Source organism: uncultured Piscinibacter sp., from assembly GCF_937952055.1.
Classification (GTDB): Bacteria; Pseudomonadota; Gammaproteobacteria; order Burkholderiales; family Burkholderiaceae_C; genus Piscinibacter.
The window spans coordinates 188,290-204,894 of sequence record NZ_CALFYO010000021.1 but is presented as its reverse complement, the minus strand read 5'-3'; the positions used below and the strand labels follow the sequence as shown (position 1 = coordinate 204,894).

At 69.8% G+C, this 16,605-nt stretch carries 17 protein-coding genes; 8 read left to right on the top strand and 9 right to left on the bottom strand.

Features of this window, described 5'->3' with window-relative positions; genetic code table 11:
• Positions 1–5: 5 nt before the first annotated feature.
• Positions 6–1,532 carry a fumarate hydratase gene (locus Q0599_RS15240; RefSeq protein ID WP_298830957.1) on the bottom strand — a complete coding sequence of 509 codons (1,527 nt, stop codon included), beginning with the start codon at positions 1,530–1,532 and terminating at the stop codon, positions 6–8.
• 182 nt (positions 1,533–1,714) lie between these two features.
• Here Q0599_RS15240 and Q0599_RS15235 point away from each other — a divergent pair, with 182 nt between their 5' ends.
• From Q0599_RS15235 to Q0599_RS15205, 7 genes are read left to right on the top strand one after another with little or no spacing between them, the layout of a single operon-like run.
• Positions 1,715–4,537 (top strand): monovalent cation/H+ antiporter subunit A, encoded by a 2,823-nt coding sequence (locus Q0599_RS15235; RefSeq protein ID WP_298830953.1) that lies wholly within the window; start codon positions 1,715–1,717, stop codon positions 4,535–4,537.
• Positions 4,534–4,893 (top strand): Na+/H+ antiporter subunit C, encoded by a 360-nt coding sequence (locus tag Q0599_RS15230; RefSeq protein ID WP_367180955.1) that lies wholly within the window; start codon positions 4,534–4,536, stop codon positions 4,891–4,893. The genes Q0599_RS15235 and Q0599_RS15230 overlap by 4 nt, the downstream gene beginning before the upstream one ends.
• On the top strand, positions 4,890–6,506 hold the full coding sequence (locus Q0599_RS15225) for a monovalent cation/H+ antiporter subunit D (protein ID WP_298830950.1): 1,617 nt from the start codon (positions 4,890–4,892) through the stop codon (positions 6,504–6,506). The genes Q0599_RS15230 and Q0599_RS15225 overlap by 4 nt, the downstream gene beginning before the upstream one ends.
• Positions 6,503–7,012, top strand: coding sequence for a Na+/H+ antiporter subunit E (locus Q0599_RS15220; RefSeq protein WP_298830947.1), 510 nt, complete (start codon positions 6,503–6,505; stop codon positions 7,010–7,012). The genes Q0599_RS15225 and Q0599_RS15220 overlap by 4 nt, the downstream gene beginning before the upstream one ends.
• Positions 7,009–7,284, top strand: coding sequence for a K+/H+ antiporter subunit F (locus tag Q0599_RS15215; RefSeq protein ID WP_298830944.1), 276 nt, complete (start codon positions 7,009–7,011; stop codon positions 7,282–7,284). Before Q0599_RS15220 ends, Q0599_RS15215 begins: the two co-directional genes overlap by 4 nt.
• A gap of 13 nt (positions 7,285–7,297) precedes the next feature.
• Entirely contained in the window at positions 7,298–7,633 is a 336-nt protein-coding gene (locus tag Q0599_RS15210; protein WP_298830942.1) for a Na+/H+ antiporter subunit G, read from the top strand.
• 2 nt (positions 7,634–7,635) lie between these two features.
• Positions 7,636–8,175, top strand: coding sequence for a DUF2062 domain-containing protein (locus tag Q0599_RS15205; protein WP_298830939.1), 540 nt, complete (start codon positions 7,636–7,638; stop codon positions 8,173–8,175).
• Here the strand turns inward: Q0599_RS15205 and Q0599_RS15200 are convergent.
• Both Q0599_RS15200 and Q0599_RS15195 read right to left on the bottom strand, forming a co-directional pair.
• Positions 8,166–9,242 (bottom strand): calcium/sodium antiporter, encoded by a 1,077-nt coding sequence (locus Q0599_RS15200; protein ID WP_298830937.1) that lies wholly within the window; start codon positions 9,240–9,242, stop codon positions 8,166–8,168. The genes Q0599_RS15205 and Q0599_RS15200 overlap by 10 nt on opposite strands.
• Positions 9,243–9,261: 19 nt before the next feature.
• Positions 9,262–9,870 (bottom strand): YqhA family protein, encoded by a 609-nt coding sequence (locus tag Q0599_RS15195; protein ID WP_298830936.1) that lies wholly within the window; start codon positions 9,868–9,870, stop codon positions 9,262–9,264.
• Positions 9,871–10,012: 142 nt separating this feature from the next.
• Between Q0599_RS15195 and acs the strand changes: the two genes are divergently transcribed.
• Positions 10,013–11,977, top strand: a complete 1,965-nt coding sequence (gene acs, locus Q0599_RS15190) for an acetate--CoA ligase (RefSeq protein ID WP_298830934.1) — start codon at positions 10,013–10,015, stop codon at positions 11,975–11,977.
• A 62-nt stretch (positions 11,978–12,039) separates the two neighbouring features.
• Here the strand turns inward: acs and tolA are convergent, their stop codons facing one another.
• Genes tolA through Q0599_RS15160 form a run of 6 tightly spaced genes read right to left on the bottom strand, consistent with a single transcriptional unit; the run spans position 12,040 to position 16,470 of the window.
• Positions 12,040–12,945, bottom strand: coding sequence for a cell envelope integrity protein TolA (tolA, locus tag Q0599_RS15185; protein WP_298830931.1), 906 nt, complete (start codon positions 12,943–12,945; stop codon positions 12,040–12,042).
• A 7-nt stretch (positions 12,946–12,952) separates the two neighbouring features.
• Positions 12,953–13,378, bottom strand: a complete 426-nt coding sequence (tolR, locus tag Q0599_RS15180) for a protein TolR (RefSeq protein WP_298830928.1) — start codon at positions 13,376–13,378, stop codon at positions 12,953–12,955.
• Positions 13,379–13,381: 3 nt separating this feature from the next.
• Positions 13,382–14,119, bottom strand: a complete 738-nt coding sequence (gene tolQ / locus Q0599_RS15175) for a protein TolQ (protein ID WP_298830925.1) — start codon at positions 14,117–14,119, stop codon at positions 13,382–13,384.
• Entirely contained in the window at positions 14,116–14,541 is a 426-nt protein-coding gene (gene ybgC / locus Q0599_RS15170; protein WP_298830922.1) for a tol-pal system-associated acyl-CoA thioesterase, read from the bottom strand. The genes tolQ and ybgC overlap by 4 nt, the downstream gene beginning before the upstream one ends.
• A 7-nt stretch (positions 14,542–14,548) precedes the next feature.
• Entirely contained in the window at positions 14,549–14,950 is a 402-nt protein-coding gene (locus Q0599_RS15165; protein ID WP_298830919.1) for a TssQ family T6SS-associated lipoprotein, read from the bottom strand.
• The gene (locus tag Q0599_RS15160; RefSeq protein ID WP_298830916.1) at positions 14,947–16,470 is read right to left on the bottom strand and encodes a serine/threonine-protein kinase; all 1,524 of its coding nucleotides are present in this window, start codon (positions 16,468–16,470) and stop codon (positions 14,947–14,949) included. Before Q0599_RS15160 ends, Q0599_RS15165 begins: the two co-directional genes overlap by 4 nt.
• Positions 16,471–16,605: the final 135 nt, after the last annotated feature.

Genomic DNA, 16,605 nt, shown 5'->3' with positions numbered 1-16,605 from the left:
GGCGCTCAGGCGACGACGACCGGGATCTTGCCGATCTTCGCCTGCCACTCCTTCGGGCCGGTGTCGTGCACGCTGGTGCCCTGCGCGTCGACCGCCACGGTGACCGGCATGTCCTGGATCTCGAACTCGTAGATCGCTTCCATGCCGAGGTCGGCGAAGCCCACCACCTTCGACTTCTTGATCGCCTTGGACACCAGGTAGGCCGCGCCGCCCACCGCCATCAGGTAGGCGCTGCGGTGCTTCTTGATCGCCGCGATCGCCACCGGGCCTCGCTCGGCCTTGCCGATCATCGCGATCAGCCCGGTCTGCGCCAGCATCATCTCGGTGAACTTGTCCATGCGCGTGGCCGTGGTCGGGCCGGCCGGGCCGACCACCTCGTCGCGCACCGGGTCGACCGGGCCGACGTAGTAGATGACGCGGTTGGTGAAGTCCACCGGCAGCGTCTCGCCCTTGGCGAGCATGTCCTGGATGCGCTTGTGCGCCGCGTCTCGGCCGGTGAGCATCTTGCCGGACAGCAGCAAGGTGTCGCCCGGCTTCCAACTCGCCACCTCCTCCTTCGTGAGGGTGTCGAGGTTGACCTTCTTCGACCTGTTGTAGTCGGGCTGCCAGTGCACGTCGGGCCACAGGTCCAGGCTGGGCGGGTCCATGTACGCCGGGCCCGAGCCGTCGAGCACCACATGGGCGTGGCGCGTCGCCGCGCAGTTGGGGATCATCGCCACCGGCTTGCTCGCCGCGTGCGTCGGGAAGGTGGCGATCTTCACGTCGAGCACCGTGGTGAGGCCGCCCAGGCCCTGCGCGCCGATGCCCAGCGCATTGACCTTCTCGTACAGCTCGATGCGAAGCTCTTCCAGCTTGTTGCTCGGGCCGCGCTTGAGGAGATCGAACATGTCGATCGGCTCCATCAGCACCTCCTTGGCCAGCAGCATGGCCTTCTCGGCCGTGCCGCCGACGCCGATGCCGAGCATGCCCGGCGGGCACCAGCCGGCGCCCATGGTCGGCACGGTCTTGAGCACCCAGTCGACCAGGTTGTCGCTGGGGTTCATCATGATGAACTTGCTCTTGTTCTCGCTGCCGCCGCCCTTGGCCGCGACGGTGAGGTCGAGGGTGCCGCCCGGCACCAACGTCATGTGGATCACCGCCGGCGTGTTGTCCTTGGTGTTCCTGCGCTCGAACAGCGGGTCGGCGAGCACCGAGGCGCGCAGCATGTTGTCGGGGTCCAGGTAGCCGCGGCGCACGCCTTCGTTGACGGCCTCCTCGAGGCTGCCGGGGAAGCCCTCGAAGCGAACGTCCATGCCGATCTTCAGGAACACGTTGACGATGCCGGTGTCCTGGCAGATCGGGCGGTGACCTTCGGCGCACATCTTCGAGTTGGTGAGGATCTGCGCGATCGCGTCCTTTGCCGCCGGGCTCTGCTCCGACTGGTAGGCGCGTGCCAGGTGCTCGATGTAGTCGGCCGGGTGGTAGTAGCTGATGTACTGCAGCGCGGCGGCGACGCTGTCGACGAGGTCGGCGTATCGAATGGAGGTTGTCATGGCGATTCCAGTGCGAGCGCGATGGCGAAAGTGTAGCCAGCGGGCTGACGCCTGCCTGATCGCAGGGGCGGGCGCAAGCGCGGCGACGTTAATCCGGCGCGGTGAGGGCTTTATGGACGCCGCACCGCCATGCCATCCCTAGAATCGCTCGGCCTCTTGACCTGGACCCGAACGCGCCTCCCATGAGTCCGCTGCCCCTCATCGTCCTGCTGCCGCTGCTGCTGGGCACCACGCTGTGCTTCTGGAGCGGCCGCGTGGAGTCCCGGGCGCGCCGGGCACTCACGGCTTGGCTGGCCGCGGCGGTGACGGGCCTGGCACTTGCGCTGCTGCTCGCCATGGCGCCTGCGGTGTTCGACGGCGAGGTGCTGCTCGCCGGAGGCGACTGGATTCCGTCGATCGGGCTGAATGCCCGCTTCCGCCTCGACGGCCTGGCGCTGATGTTCGCGGGACTGATCACCGGCATCGGGACGCTGATCATCCTCTACGCCGCCTGGTACCTGAAGGCCGACGACCCGGCGGGCAGGTTCTACACGCTGCTGATGCTGTTCATGGCGGCGATGCTGGGCATCGTGCTGTCCGACAACCTGCTGCTGCTGGTGGTGTTCTGGGAACTGACCAGCGTCTCTTCCTTCCTGCTCGTCGGCTACTGGGGCCACAAGGCCGAGGCGCGCGCCGGCGCGCGCATGGCGCTGGCCGTCACCGGCGGCGGCGGTCTGGTGCTGCTGGCCGGCATCGTGCTGCTCGGCCACATCGCCGGCAGCTACGAACTCTCGACGATGTTCGAGCGCAGCGCGCAGATCCGCGCTCACGCGCTGTTCCCGCTGGCGACCGTGCTGGTGCTGATCGGCTGCTTCACCAAGAGTGCGCAGCTGCCGTTCCACTTCTGGCTGCCCGAGGCGATGGCCGCGCCGACGCCGGTGTCGGCCTACCTGCACTCGGCGACCATGGTGAAGGCCGGCATCTTCCTGCTCGCGCGCCTGTACCCCGTGCTCGGCGGCACCGGGCTGTTTGAGGGCATCGTCGCCACCGTGGGCCTGGCCACCATGGTCTTCGCCGCCTACGTGGCGGTGTTCAAGCACGACCTCAAGGGCCTGCTCGCCTACTCGACGATCAGCCACCTCGGCCTGATCACCTTCCTGATCGGCCTGGCCTCGCCGCTGTCGGCGGTGGCGGCGGTGTTCCACATCCTCAACCACGCCACGTTCAAGGCGTCGCTGTTCATGACCGCGGGCATCATCGACCACGAGACCGGCACGCGCGACATGCGCAAGCTCGGTGGCTTGCTCAGCCTGATGCCCTGGACCGCGACGCTGGCGATGATCGCCGCCGCGTCGATGGCCGGCATCCCTCTGGCCAACGGCTTCCTCTCCAAGGAGATGTTCTTTGCCGAGGCGGTGGGCGTCGAGCATGGCGCCCTCTGGGACGTCCTGGTGCCCCTGGCGGCCACCTTCGGCGGCATCTGCTCGGTGGCCTACTCGCTGCGCTTCATCCACGACGTGTTCTTCAACGGCGCGCCGAAGGACCTGCCCAACCCCCATCCGCACGAGCCGCCGCTGATGATGAAGGCGCCGGTGGCGCTGCTGGTGGTGATCTGCATCGTCGTCGGTGTGGCTCCGGCGCTGACCTTCGGCCCGTTGGTGCACGTGGCCGCCACCGCGGTGCTGGGCCACGCACCGCCCGAATACCACCTCGCCATCTGGCACGGCTTCAACCTGCCGCTGGCGATGAGCGCGGTGGCGCTGGTCGGCGGCGTGGCCATGTACTTCGCGCTGCAGCGTCAGTTCAACCTGCACCTGCACCATCCGAAGGGCTGGACCGGGCGCCTGATCTTCACCCACACGATCGACGGCCTGTTCGCGCTCGCCGGCCGCTTCACGCAGCGGCTGGAGAACGGCTCGCTGCAGCGCTACGCGGCGTGGATGGTCGGGTTCGCCGTGCTGCTCGCCGCCTGGCCGTGGCTGAGCGGGTCGGGCGATGCACCGGGCACCGGCACGCGCGCGCTGCTGCCCGCCTCGCCGCTGGCGATGGTGGCCTGGGCGCTGCTGATCGCTGCGGGCGCCGCGCTGGTGCTGACCCACCACCAGCGCTTTCGCGCCGTGGTGCTGGTCGGCGTGGTCGGGCTGGTGACCTCGTTGACCTTCCTCGCGCTGTCGGCCCCCGACCTCGCGCTCACCCAGCTGTCGGTGGAGGTGGTGTCGACGGTGCTGCTGCTGATGGGCCTGGCGCTGCTGCCGCAGACCTCGCCGCGCGAATCGAGCGGCGCGCGCAGGGCGCGCGACGCGCTGCTGGCGCTGGCCGGCGGCGGTGGCATCGCCTGGCTGACCTGGCTGATGCTGACGCGCGACCACGACTCGATCGCCTGGTACTTCCTGGAGAACTCGCTGGTCAAGGGTGGCGGCACCAACGCGGTGAACGTGATCCTGGTCGACTTCCGCGGCTACGACACCTTCGGCGAGATCACCGTGCTAGGCATCGCCGCGGTCGGCGTGCTGGCGCTGCTCGACGGCTTCCGCGTGCGCCGGCCCGAGGCGGATCCGCAGGGACGCGCCTGGAGCTTCGAGCGCGAGCCGCTGATGCTGCGCGTCGCGGCGCGGCTGGTGCTGCCGCTGGCGCTGGTGACCAGCGTCTACATCTTCTGGCGCGGCCACAACCTGCCGGGCGGCGGCTTCATCGCCGGCCTGGTCACCGCGGTGGCGCTGGTGCTGCAGTACATGGCGCGCGGCCAGGATCGCGCCGAAGCGCTGCTGTACGCCGGTGGCGGCCGGCGCTACACGCGCTGGGTCGGCACGGGCCTGGCGATCGCCGGCCTCACCGGCATCGGTGCCTTCGCCCTCGACCGGCCCTTCCTGACCAGCGCCTTCGGCCACCCGGTGGTGCCGGTGCTGGGCGAACTGCCGCTGGCCACGGCGGCGCTGTTCGATCTGGGCGTGTACGTCACCGTGGTCGGCGCGACGATGCTGATGCTCTCGGCGCTGGGCGCTGCCAGCAAGGAGCGGCACGCATGATCAGCATGGAGTTCCTCGTCGCCACCGGCGTCGGCTGGGTGACCGCCTGCGGCATCTACCTGCTGCTGCGCGGCCGCAGTTTCCCCGTCGTGCTGGGCCTGACGCTGCTCGGCTACGCGGTCAACGTCTTCATCTTCGCGATGGGCCGGCTGTGGCGCAACGCCGCGCCCATCCTCGCCGGCGGCCCCGACGTGGCCGACCCGCTGCCGCAGGCCCTGGTGCTGACCGCCATCGTGATCGGCTTCGCCACCACCGGCTTCGTCATCGAGCTGGCGCTGCGCAGCCGCCACGAGTCGGGCACCGACCATGTCGACGGGCGGCGCGACGGCGACGATGCGAAGGAGGGCGGGCGATGAACCTCGCCGGCTTCGTCGACACCCATCTCGCCATCCTGCCGGTGCTGCTGCCGGCGGCCACGGCGATGCTGCTGTTGTTGCTCGGCGATGCCGCCGGCGACACCTCCGGCAGCCACGGCCACCACCGGCGCAAGTGGGCAAGGCGCCTCGCGATGGCCTCGGTGACGCTGGGCCTGCTGCTCGCCGCGCGCCTGGCGATCGAGGCCCATGCCGGGCCGGGGGCGCTGCGCGTCTACCGCGTCGGCGAGTGGCCGGCGCCGTTCGGCATCGTGCTGGTGGTCGACCGCCTGTCGGCGCTGATGCTGCTGCTCACCGCCTGCGTGGCGCTGCCGGTGCTGGTCTACGCCAGCGGCGGCTGGGATGCGCATGGCCGGCACTTCCATGCCCTGTTCCAGTTCCAGCTGATGGGGCTGAACGGCGCCTTCGTCACCGGCGACCTGTTCAACCTGTTCGTCTTCTTCGAGGTGCTGCTGATCGCCAGCTACGTGCTGATGCTGCACGGCCAGGGCCGCGAGCGCTACCGCGTCGGCGTGCACTACGTGGTGCTCAACTTGGCGGCGTCGGCACTGTTCCTGATCGGCGTGGCGCTGCTGTATGCGCTGACCGGCACGCTCAACTTCGCCGACCTCGCGCTGCGCGTGCCGCGCGTGACCGGCCCCGAGGCCATGGTGCTGCAGGCGGCGGCGCTGCTGCTGCTGGTGGTGTTCGGCTTCAAGGCGGCGCTGATGCCGCTGGCGATGTGGCTGCCGGCCACCTACGCGGCGGCCAGTGCGCCGGTGGCGGCGCTGTTCGCGATCATGACCAAGGTCGGCGTCTACGCCATCGTGCGCGTGCACGGCGTGGTGTTCGGCGCCGACGCCGGCGCCTCGGCCTTCACCGTGCAGCCGCTGCTGCTGCCGCTGGCGCTGCTCACCTCGGCGGTGGGCGTGCTGGGCGCGCTCGCCGCGCACACGCTGCCGCGCCTGATCGCCTGGCTGACGGTGGCCTCCGTGGGCACGGTGCTGGCGGCACTGGGCCTGTTCAGCGCCGCGGCCTGGTCGGCGGCGCTGTACTACATGGCCAACAGCACGCTGGTCATCGCCGGGCTGTTCCTGCTCGCCGAACTGGTGTCGGCGCAGCGTGGCGAGGTGGGCGGGCGGCTCGAGCCGGCCACGGCCGTGGCGCAGCCGACGCTGCTCGGCCTGATGCTCCTGCTGGCGGCGGCGTCGGTGGCCGGCCTGCCGCCGCTGCCCGGATTCATCGGCAAGCTGATGATCCTCGAGGCCGCGCTGCCCCATGGCGGCGCGGTGGCAGTGTGGGCGGTGGTGCTGACGGTGGGCTTCCTGACGCTGGTCGGGCTGGCGCGCGCCGGCAGCATCCTGTTCTGGAACGTGCGCCGCGACATGCCCTCCGCCGCTTCGGGGGCGAGCCCGCGGCTGATCGTCGCGACGCTCGCGCTGCTGGCCTTCGGCGTGGCGATGAGCGGCTTCGCCGAGCCGCTCAAACGCTACACCGACGCCGCCGCGGCACAGCTGCTCGATCGCCGCGCCTATGCCGAGGCGGTGCTCGGCGAGCGCGGCCTGGACAGCGACACCACGCGGCCCTATCGCATCACGCCGGAGGGTTCGAAATGAACAACGCTTCGCCGAAGGCCTCGGCCGGCTGGCTCACGCACCCGGTGCTGTCGGTGCTGCTGGCCGGCGCCTGGCTGCTGATGCAGCAGAGCCTGGCCGTGCCGCAGCTGATCACCGCGATGGTGCTGGGCCTCGTGCTGCCGCGGCTGCTGCACGGCTTCCTCGGCCCCGGCGTGCGGCTGCGCGCGCCGGCCACCGCGCTGCGCTTCGCCGGCGTGGTGCTGTGGGACATCGTGGTGTCCAACCTCACGGTGGCGCGCATCGTGCTGAATCCGGCCTCGCGGCCGCAGCCGGCCTGGGTGCCGGTGCCGCTGGCACTGACGAACTCCACGGCGATCACCCTGCTGGCCACCATCATCACCACCACGCCGGGCACGGTGTCCTGCGTGGTCGACGAGGAAAGTGGCGAGATCCTCGTGCATGCGCTGGACTGCGCCGACCCGGCCGGATTGGCGGCCCAGATCAAGCAGCGCTACGAGGCGCCCCTGCTGGAGATCTTCGGATGAACCTGATCGACGCCGCATTGAACTTCGCGCTCGCCGCAGCGTCGGTGGCCATGGTGCTGTGCGCGTGGCGGCTGCTGCGCGGCCCGGAGACCACCGACCGGCTGCTCGCGCTGGATACTCTCTACATCAACACCGTCGCGCTGGTCATCCTGCTGGGCCTGCGCTGGCGCACCGATCTTCTGTTCGAGGCTGCGCTGATCGTCGCGATGCTCGGCTTCGTGTCCACCGTCGCCCTGGCGCGCTACCTCAGCCGCGGCGACGTGATCGAGTGACGGGAAGCCGACGATGGACCAAGTTCCGATGTGGGTTGAAGTGATCGTGGCGGCGCTGCTGGTGATCGGCGGCGTGTTCACGCTGGTCGGGGCGATCGGCATGGTGCGCTTCCCCGACTTCTACATGCGCCTGCACGCCCCAACCAAGGCGACCACGCTGGGTGTGGGCGGCGTGCTGCTGGCCAGCTTGGTGCTGGGCTGGTGGCGCGGCGAGTTCGGCGTGCACGAACTGCTGATCACGCTGTTCCTGTTCGTCACCGCGCCGGTGTCGGCCAACCTGATGGCCAAGGCGGCCATGCACCTGCGCGTGCCCTCGCGTGCGGGCGAGCCGCCGGCAGGGAGAGACTGAGCATGAAGTCCAGTGCCTGGCGCACCTGGCTGCCGAGCGCCGAGGCGCTGAAGGGCAACCGCTGGCTGCGCTGGATCGGCCCGGCGCTGCACCACCCACGGCTGTGGCACCTGAACCGCCGCGGCGTGGCGCTGGGCCTGGCACTCGGCCTGTTCTTCGGCCTGCTCATCCCGATCGCGCAGATCCCGCTGGCCGGCGCCGCCGCGGTGCTGCTGCGCGCCAACGTGCCGATGGCGGTAGCCAGTACGCTGGTCACCAACCCCGTCACCTTCGGGCCGGTCTACTACGCCGCCTGGCGCACCGGCATCGCGATCCTCGGCGACGATGGCCGCGGCCCGCCACCCGTCGTGCAAGAGGACGACGCGAGCGGCAGCTGGTGGTCGCGGGTCTGGCAGCGCGTGCGGGCGGCGGGCAAGCCGCTGCTGCTCGGCCTGGCGATCTTCGCCACCGGGTTCGGCCTGCTCGGCTACCTGATCGTCACGCTGCTGTGGCGGCTGAGGGTGGTGGTGGCCCGGCGCCGGCGCCGGCGCGGCTACGCCTGACGCGCCGGGCGCAGCAGCGTCACGACCAGTGTCACCACCGTCAGCGGCACGACGAAGCCGAGCATCACGCCGCTGAACAGGGGCAGCGCGTCGTGCTGCTGCGCGGCGAGGATCAGATAGGCGGCGTACGCCGCGTAGTAGCCCAGGAACAGCGCGCCCTCCCAGCGCGCGATCTCGCGCCCGCTGACGAACACCGGCAGGCAGGCCAGGCACACCGCCAGCATCACCCACAGGTCGAAGGACAGCAGCGAGGGCGCCACCGGCAGACCCGTGGTGCCTGCCGCGAGGCCCGACAGGCCCAGGCAGCCGAGGATGTTGAAGCTGTTGCTGCCGACCACGTTGCCCACCGCGATGTCGCGTTCGCCCTTCATTGCGGCGGCGATCGAGGTTGCCACCTCGGGCATCGAGGTGCCGGCGGCGACGATGGTCAGGCCGATGACCACGTCGCTCACGCCCAGCGCCTTGGCGAAATTCACCGCCGCGCCGACGAGTGCCTCCGAGCCGACGACAAGGCTGCCGAGGCCGGCGGCGATGAGCAGCAACTGCGCCGGCAGCCTCGCGTCCCAGGCGCCGGCCGGGGCCGGTTTCAGTTCGTCGTCGAACTCGCCCGCCGCCGCCGTGGCTCGGCGCGACTGCACGACGAGGAACACGGTGTAGGCGAGCATGAGCGCCAACAGCAGCGCCGCGTCCCAACGGCCGAGGCGCCCGTCCAGCGCGAGCAGGAGCAGCAGCAGCGCGGCGCCGATCATGATCGGAACCTCCTGGCGGATCAGCTGCAGGTTCACCACCAGCGGCGTGATCAGCGCGCTGGCGCCGAGGATGAACAACACGTTGAAGATGTTGCTGCCCACCGCGTTGCCGACGGCGATGTCGCCGCGGCCGTCGAGCACCGCGCCGACCGACACCGCCATCTCCGGCGCGCTGGTGCCGAAGGCGACGATGGTCAGGCCGACGACCAGCGGCGAGATGCCGAACGAAAGCGCCAGCTTCGAGGCGCCGCGCACCAGCAGCGAGGCGCCGATCACCAGTCCGGCGAGGCCGGCGATGAACAGTAGGGCGTCAGCCATGGCGCGGGGCACCTCGCCGTCAGTGGTCGGCCGTCCTGACCGAGTGCACCATCACCCGGTCGGCCAGCGCGATGGCCAGCGCCGAGAACAGGAAGGCGATGTGGATGACCGTCTGCCACAGCAGCACCTTGTCGGTGTAGTTGGCGGCGTTGATGAAGGTCTTGAGCAGGTGGATCGAACTGATGCCGATGATCGCGGTGGCCAGCTTGACCTTCAGCACCGAGGCGTTCACGTGGCTCAGCCACTCGGGCTGGTCGGGGTGGCCTTCGAGGTCGAGCCGCGAGACGAAGGTCTCGTAGCCGCCGACGATCACCATGATCAGCAGGTTGGAGATCATCACCACGTCGATCAGCGCCAGCACCACCAGCATGATGATGGTCTCGTTCAGCGCCGTGGGGACCACGTCGCTCTTGTAGCCGATGCTGGAGACGAGCTTGTCCAGCGCGCCGGCATTGCCGAAGGCCGCCTCGATCAGATGGACGAGCTCGACCCAGAAGTGGAAGACGTAGACCGCCTGGGCGAGGATCAGCCCCAGGTACAGCGGCAGCTGCAGCCAGCGGCTGGCGAAGATCAGACGGGGCAGGGGCCGCTGGTGTGCAAGCGGTGGCGGAGTGTCGGGTGCGGCCATGGGGAGAATGCTTGGGGTTACGCCGGTGTTGGCGCAGGATTCTAGGCTGCGTAGGATGGCAGGCTGCTGGGGACGTCAGCCGTTCGTAAGAGCACCTGCCTAATGTCCGGGGCAAAGCGCCAACCACCATCGAGGAGACCTCATGAGCACCAGCCACCTGTACCCGCCGCCCGAGTCCGCCGTGAAGGGCGCCTACGTGTCCGGGATCGAGGCCTACAACAAGCTGTGTGCCGAGGCCGAGACCGACTACGAGGGCTTCTGGGCGCGCCAGGCGCGTGACCTCGTCAGCTGGAAGAAGCCCTTCACCAAGGTGCTCGACGAGAGCGGTGCGCCGTTCTTCAAGTGGTTCGAGGACGGCACGCTCAACGTCTCCTACAACTGCCTGGACCGCAACGTCGAGAAGGGTCTGGGCGACAAGACCGCGATCATCTTCGAGGCCGACGACGGCAAAGTCACCAAGGTCAGCTACAAGGCGCTGCTCGAGCAGGTCTGCCAGCTTGCCAACGGCCTGAAGGCCCGCGGCATCAAGAAGGGCGATCGCGTCGTCATCTACATGTCGATGAGCGTCGAGGGCGTGGCCGCGATGCAGGCCTGCGCGCGCATCGGAGCGACGCACTCGGTGGTGTTCGGCGGCTTCTCCGCGCAGAGCCTGCGCGACCGCATCGAGGACGCCGGCGCGGTGGCCGTGATCACGGCCGACGAGCAACTGCGCGGCGGCAAGCAGCTGCCGCTGAAGTCCATCGTCGACGAGGCGATCGCTCTGGGCGGCTGCGACGCGGTGAAGAACGTCATCGTCTACAGGCGCACCGGCGGCAACATCGCCTGGACCGACGGACGCGACGAGTGGCTGCACGACGTGGTGGCGAAGCAGCCGACCACCTGCGAGCCGGAGTGGGTGGGCGCGGAGCATCCGCTGTTCCTGCTCTACACCTCGGGCTCGACCGGCAAGCCCAAGGGCGTGCAGCACAGCACCGGTGGCTATCTGCTGCACGCGGCGCTGACGACGAAGTGGACCTTCGACCTGAAGCCCGAGGACGTCTTCTGGTGCACCGCCGACATCGGGTGGGTGACCGGCCACACCTACATCGCCTATGGCCCGCTGGCGCTGGGCGGCACCGAGATCGTCTTCGAGGGCGTGCCCACCTACCCGGACGCCGGCCGCTTCTGGAAGATGATCCAGGACCACAAGGTCACGATCTTCTACACCGCGCCCACCGCGATCCGCTCGCTGATCAAGGCGGCCGAGGCCAACGATGCGGTGCATCCGAAGAGCTTCGACCTGAAGAGCCTGCGCATCCTCGGCTCGGTGGGCGAGCCGATCAATCCGGCCGCCTGGGAGTGGTATCACCAGCATGTCGGCGGCGGGCGGTGCCCGATCGTCGATACCTTCTGGCAGACCGAGACCGGCGGCCACATGATCACGCCGCTGCCGGGCGCCACCACGCTGGTGCCGGGCTCGTGCACGCTGCCCTTCCCGGGCATCATGGCGGCCGTGGTCGACGAGACCGGCAAGGACGTGCCCTGGGGCCAGGGCGGCATCCTGGTCGTGAAGCGGCCCTGGCCGTCGATGATCCGCACCATCTGGGGTGACCCGGAGCGCTTCAAGAAGAGCTACTACCCGGAAGACTTCAAGGGCAAGTACTACCTCGCGGGCGACGGCGCGATCCGCGACGAGAAGACCGGCTACTTCACTATCACCGGCCGCATCGACGACGTGCTGAACGTCTCGGGCCACCGCATGGGCACGATGGAGATCGAGTCGGCGCTGGTGGCGCATACCGAACTGGTGGCCGAGGCTGCCGTGGTGGGTCGCCCCGACGACACCACCGGCGAGGCGATCTGCGCCTTCGTGGTCCTGAAGCGCCCGCGCCCGAGCGGCGAGGAAGCCAAGCGCATCGCCAAGGAGTTGCGCGACTGGGTCGGCAAGGAGATCGGCCCGATCGCCAAGCCCAAGGACATCCGCTTTGGTGACAACCTGCCGAAGACGCGCTCGGGCAAGATCATGCGCCGCCTGCTGCGCTCGGTGGCCAAGGGCGAGACGATCACCCAGGACACGTCGACGCTGGAGAACCCGGCCATCCTGGACCAGCTGTCGCAAGTCAACTGAGTCGCCGGGGGCTGGACGCGAAACGCGGCGCCGCAGGCGCCGCGTTCTTCTTTGCGCCGGCCTCAGTCGTGCGGCCGGAAGCTGATCTCGAAGGCGGAGGGCACGCGGCCGTCGGTGTCGCGCGGCAGCACCTCGGTCTTGTCGATCGCGCGCAGCACCGCCTCATCCCAGGCCGGCACGCCGCTGCTCTTGAGCAGGCGGCGTCCGATGATGGTGCCGTCGGGGGCCGCCTTCACCTCGACGGTGGCCTGCGGGTTGCCGGTCACCGTGTCGCTGAAGACGATGTTCGGCAGGATGCGCGCCTTGATGCGGCCGGCATAGCCGGCCGACGGGCCGGCGGTGCGCGCGGCGGTGCCGGTGGAGTTGGGCGCACCGTTGCCGGCCAGCGCGGCCATGCGCTGCAATTGCTCCTCGCGGCGCTTCTCGGCGAGCGCGGCCTCGGCGGCCTCGCGCTTGCGCTTCTCGGCAAGCTCCTTCTTCTGGCGCTCCTGTTCCTGCTTCTGGCGCTCGAGTTCAGCCTGTCTGCGCTGCGCTTCTTCCTTCTGGCGCTCGAGTTCCGCCTGCTTGCGCTGGGCTTCCTCCTTCTGGCGCTTCAGCTCCTGCTCGCGCGCTTCTTCCTTGCGTTTCTCTTCTTCGCGCCGCGCCTTCTCGATAGCGATCTGCGCGTCGGGCACCTCCGGTTTCGGCTCGGCCCTCGGCGGCGGTGGGGGCGGCGGCGCGGGCGGTTCGACCTTCTTCGGGGCGGGCGGTGACGGCTCGGGTTCCACGGGTTTCGGCGCGGCGATCTGTGGCACGGCGGCCCACAGCTCGGCCTCGATGCCGGCCGGGTTGCTCGAGCGCCAGCTGACGCCGAAGGAGATCGCGACGACCAGCAGCGCGTGCACGGCCATCGCGAGCAGCAGCCCGCGGCCCATGCCATCCGGATTGCGCGGGATCAGCGCGTCGCGCGCGAGCGTCGCCGCATTCATCGTGCGCTCAGCCCCCGCCGCTCTTCACCGACAAGCCGACGCGCTGAACGCCGGCGCGCTGCAACGTGTCCATCACCTTGACCACCGACTCGTACTTCACCGCCTTGTCGGCGGAGATGACCACCGGCGTATTGGCGTCGCCAGCCTGTGCCTGGCGCACGCGCGCGGCCAGCGTCTTCAGCGTCACCGGGTCGGTGTCCTTGCCGTCGAGCCGCATCTTCAGCGCTTCGTCGCCGACCACCACCACCTCGATGACGTGGTCGGGCCGCTGCTTGGCCTTGCCCACCGTGGGCAGGTCGATCACCCCGGTGGTGATCAGCGGTGCCGTCACCATGAAGATGATCAGCAGCACCAGCATCACGTCGATGAAGGGCACCATGTTGATCTCGTTGATGGTGCGGCGGCGCGAGCCGCGGGCGGCGACGGCGGGCATGGCTCAGCGGGAGTGCTGGAAGCCGCTGTGCGCATGCGCATGGGCCGGGGCCGGTGGCGGCGAGGCGCCAACGTTGCGCTGCAGGATGTTGGAGAACTCTTCGATGAAGGTCTCCTGCTGGATGGCGATGCGGTCGATGTCGCGCGCGAATCGGTTGTAGGCGATCACTGCGGGAATGGCGGCGAACAGGCCGATCGCCGTGGCCACCAGCGCCTCGGCGATGCCGGGCGCCACGGTGGCCAGCGTCACCTGCTGCATGTTGGACAGGCCGACGAACGCGTGCATGATCCCCCACACCGTGCCGAACAGCCCGACGTAGGGGCTGACCGAGCCCACCGAGGCGAGAAAGGAGAGGTTGGACTCCACCGCGTCGATCTCGCGCTGGAAGCTCGCGCGCATCGCGCGGCGCGCGCCGTCCAGCAGTGCGCCGGGGTCGGTGACGCGCTTCTCGCGCAGCTTGAGGAATTCGCGCATGCCCGAGGCGAAGATGCGCTCCATGGGTGCGCCGCGGCCGTCGCCGCTGCGCTTGGTGGCGTCGACGTACAGCTCGTTGAGGTTGCGTCCGGCCCAGAACTCGCGCTCGAACTCGTCGTTGCCCCCGCGAACGCGCTTGAGGCCGAACAGCTTGCCGAAGATCACCGTCCAGCTGGCCAGCGAGGCGATCAGCAGGCCGGCCATGACCAACTGCACGACGAAGCTGGCCTGGGTGACGAGGGTGAAGATCGACAGGTCCTGATTCATTGGAGTGCTTCGAGGATGGCGTTCGGAATGCGGCGGGGGACGAAAGTTCCTGCATCGACGCAGCCGATGCGGATGCGGCCTTCGGCCAGCAACGTGGCGCCGGCGCCGCCATGGCGCCAGGCCTGCTGCTGCAGGCTCATGGACACTCGACCCAGTTCGATCGGCAGGACGGTGACCTCGACCAGGTCATCCAGCCGCGCCGGGCTGAGGTAGCGCACCGAAGTATCCGCCACGACGAACATTGCACCTGTGTCGTTTCGCAAGCGCTCCTGACTGAAACCGAGGGCCCGCAGCCACTCGGTGCGGGCGCGCTCGAAGAACTTCAGGTAGTTGGCGTAGAACACCACCCCGCCGGCGTCGGTGTCCTCCCAGTACACGCGCAGCGTGTGGCGAAACGGCGTGGGGCTGTCGGTCGGAGTCAAGCCCCGATTATCGCTGCACGCGCTGGTACACCGGGCCCCACAGCGGATGGCCCGATTCGGACTTGGACAGCGCGAAGGCCGGGTCGGCGGCGAGCGCGGCGCGGAACTGCGCCTCGCATTCGCTCGCGCGATTGCTCGTGCAGAAGATGAATGCAAGCAGCTTGTGCGCCGCGGCGCGGTCGCGCGGCGACGCCAGGCCGGCCTGCAGCGCGGCCTGCAGGCTCTTCTCGGCCTGCGGGTACTGCGCGTCGTCGTAGGCGCGCATGCCGGCGAGCAGAGCCTTCTCGGCGGGGCGCTCCGCCACGTCGAGCAACCCGACCGGCGCGGCCGGACGTGTCGGCGGTTGCACGCATCCGGTGAGGGCGACCAGCACGGCGGCGAGGGCGGGGAAGTGCGGGCGAAGGCTCATGATCCGAACTTGTGCTTGAGGTTGACCGGCTGTCCGGGGGCCACGCTGATCATCGCGCTGTAGGGCGGGAAGTCGGCGTTGCGGATGACGATCTGATGCCGGCCCTCGGGCAGCGTCAGCTCGTTCAGCGGCGGCGTGGTGCCCACCGGCGCGCCGTTGACCTCGACGTTGCCCCAGGGGCTGACGGCGATGCGCACGCTGCCGGTGCCGCCGCCGGTCGCCCCGGCCTTGCGCGGCTCGCGCGGCGCTCGTGCGTCCTTCGCCGACGGCTTGGCCGGCGCGGCCTTGGCGGTGGCAAAACGAGCCGGGTCGGCCGGCGGGGTCGCTGCCGAGGGTGCGTCGGCGACCACTTCTGCCGTGGCCAAGGGCGGCGGTTCGGCCGTGACCGGGCTCGCCGGTATCGGCGAGCGCGTCGCGGCCAGGGCCGCCGCCGCCATCTGCGGGGCGACGGGCCGACTCAGATGGGCGGCGACGAGTCCGCCGAGCACGGCGATCATGCCTACCGCGAGTCCAGCCACGATCGTGACGAGGCTCTTTCGCCGCTGCGGCGCGGCGCCGCCACCATCGACGGACTGGCTCTCGACGGCCGCGGCGCTGCTGTTTTCCTCCAGCCAATGGCGCAGCTCTCGCGACAGCGCGCGTGCCGAGCGGTAGCGGTGGTCCGGGTCCTTCTCCATCGCCCGCGCGGTGATCTCGGCCAGCGCCGCGGGCACGCTCGGGTCGACCTCGTCAGCGCGCGGCGGCCTGTGCTCGATCACCGCGGTGGTGATCTCGCTGAGCGTGCTGCCCGAGAAGGGCTTCCTGTCGGTGAGCAGTTCGTACAGCACGACCCCGAGCGAAAACACGTCGGCGCGGCGGTCCACCGACTGCTGCCGCGCCTGCTCGGGCGCCATGTAGTACGGCGAGCCGGCGGCGATGTCGCCCGCGCCGTCGTGCTGGTGGGCGACGCGAGCGATGCCGAAGTCGAGCACGCGCGGTTGGGTGCGCCCGACCATGAAGATGTTCGCCGGCTTGATGTCGCGGTGGACCACGCCTTTGCTGTGCGCGTAGGCCAGCGCGTCGGCGACGCGGCGCACGATGGTCGCAGCCTGCACCGGCGTGGGCCGCCAGCCTTCCTGCCGCAGTTGGCGAAGGTCACGGCCCTTGAGCAGTTCCATCGCGATGTAGGCGCTGTCGTCGCTCACGCCGGCGTCGAACACCGTGACGATGTGCGGGTGCGACAGGCCGCCGGCGGCGCGCGCCTCGTTCAAGAACAGCGCATTGAAGGCCTCGCGTTCCTCGGGCGCGATCTCGAGGTTCAGCGTCTTGATGGCGATCAGCCGCGACAGCAGCGGGTCGTGCGCGGCATAGACGGTGCCGAGCCCGCCGGCGCCGATCTTGTACTTCAGCGCATAGCGGCCGATATGCCCGATGGTGGGCATCTGCTCGTCGGGCTTGCTCTGTGCATTGGTCGGAAAGGCCGGCGCCGGCCCGGGCGGCGCGCCGATGTCGGTGTCGCCCCAGAGCGCGATGTCGGACACGGTGGGCGGCAGGGTTGGCGCAGCGGGTTCAGCCGGCTCGGTGTCCGGCGGCCCGTGCCGCTGGGAGGGGCTCGGTGAGGTCACTGCGGCAGCTTAGTGCACCGCCTCTACGCGGGCCCGTGAAAAAGGCCCGCC

Bases quoted from the DNA above. Each gene is read 5' to 3' on its own strand.
- Q0599_RS15235 (WP_298830953.1), top strand. From the start codon at position 1,715: ATGAGTCCGCTGCCCCTCATCGTCCTGCTGCCGCTGCTGCTGGGCACC.
- Q0599_RS15225 (WP_298830950.1), top strand. From the start codon at position 4,890: ATGAACCTCGCCGGCTTCGTCGACACCCATCTCGCCATCCTGCCGGTG.
- Q0599_RS15205 (WP_298830939.1), top strand. From the start codon at position 7,636: ATGAAGTCCAGTGCCTGGCGCACCTGGCTGCCGAGCGCCGAGGCGCTG.
- Q0599_RS15230 (WP_367180955.1), top strand. From the start codon at position 4,534: ATGATCAGCATGGAGTTCCTCGTCGCCACCGGCGTCGGCTGGGTGACC.
- tolR (WP_298830928.1), bottom strand. From the start codon at position 13,378: ATGCCCGCCGTCGCCGCCCGCGGCTCGCGCCGCCGCACCATCAACGAG.
- Q0599_RS15200 (WP_298830937.1), bottom strand. From the start codon at position 9,242: ATGGCTGACGCCCTACTGTTCATCGCCGGCCTCGCCGGACTGGTGATC.
- tolQ (WP_298830925.1), bottom strand. From the start codon at position 14,119: ATGAATCAGGACCTGTCGATCTTCACCCTCGTCACCCAGGCCAGCTTC.
- Q0599_RS15220 (WP_298830947.1), top strand. From the start codon at position 6,503: ATGAACAACGCTTCGCCGAAGGCCTCGGCCGGCTGGCTCACGCACCCG.
- Q0599_RS15210 (WP_298830942.1), top strand. From the start codon at position 7,298: ATGGACCAAGTTCCGATGTGGGTTGAAGTGATCGTGGCGGCGCTGCTG.
- Q0599_RS15195 (WP_298830936.1), bottom strand. From the start codon at position 9,870: ATGGCCGCACCCGACACTCCGCCACCGCTTGCACACCAGCGGCCCCTG.
- Q0599_RS15240 (WP_298830957.1), bottom strand. From the start codon at position 1,532: ATGACAACCTCCATTCGATACGCCGACCTCGTCGACAGCGTCGCCGCC.
- acs (WP_298830934.1), top strand. From the start codon at position 10,013: ATGAGCACCAGCCACCTGTACCCGCCGCCCGAGTCCGCCGTGAAGGGC.
- tolA (WP_298830931.1), bottom strand. From the start codon at position 12,945: ATGAATGCGGCGACGCTCGCGCGCGACGCGCTGATCCCGCGCAATCCG.
- Q0599_RS15165 (WP_298830919.1), bottom strand. From the start codon at position 14,950: ATGAGCCTTCGCCCGCACTTCCCCGCCCTCGCCGCCGTGCTGGTCGCC.
- Q0599_RS15215 (WP_298830944.1), top strand. From the start codon at position 7,009: ATGAACCTGATCGACGCCGCATTGAACTTCGCGCTCGCCGCAGCGTCG.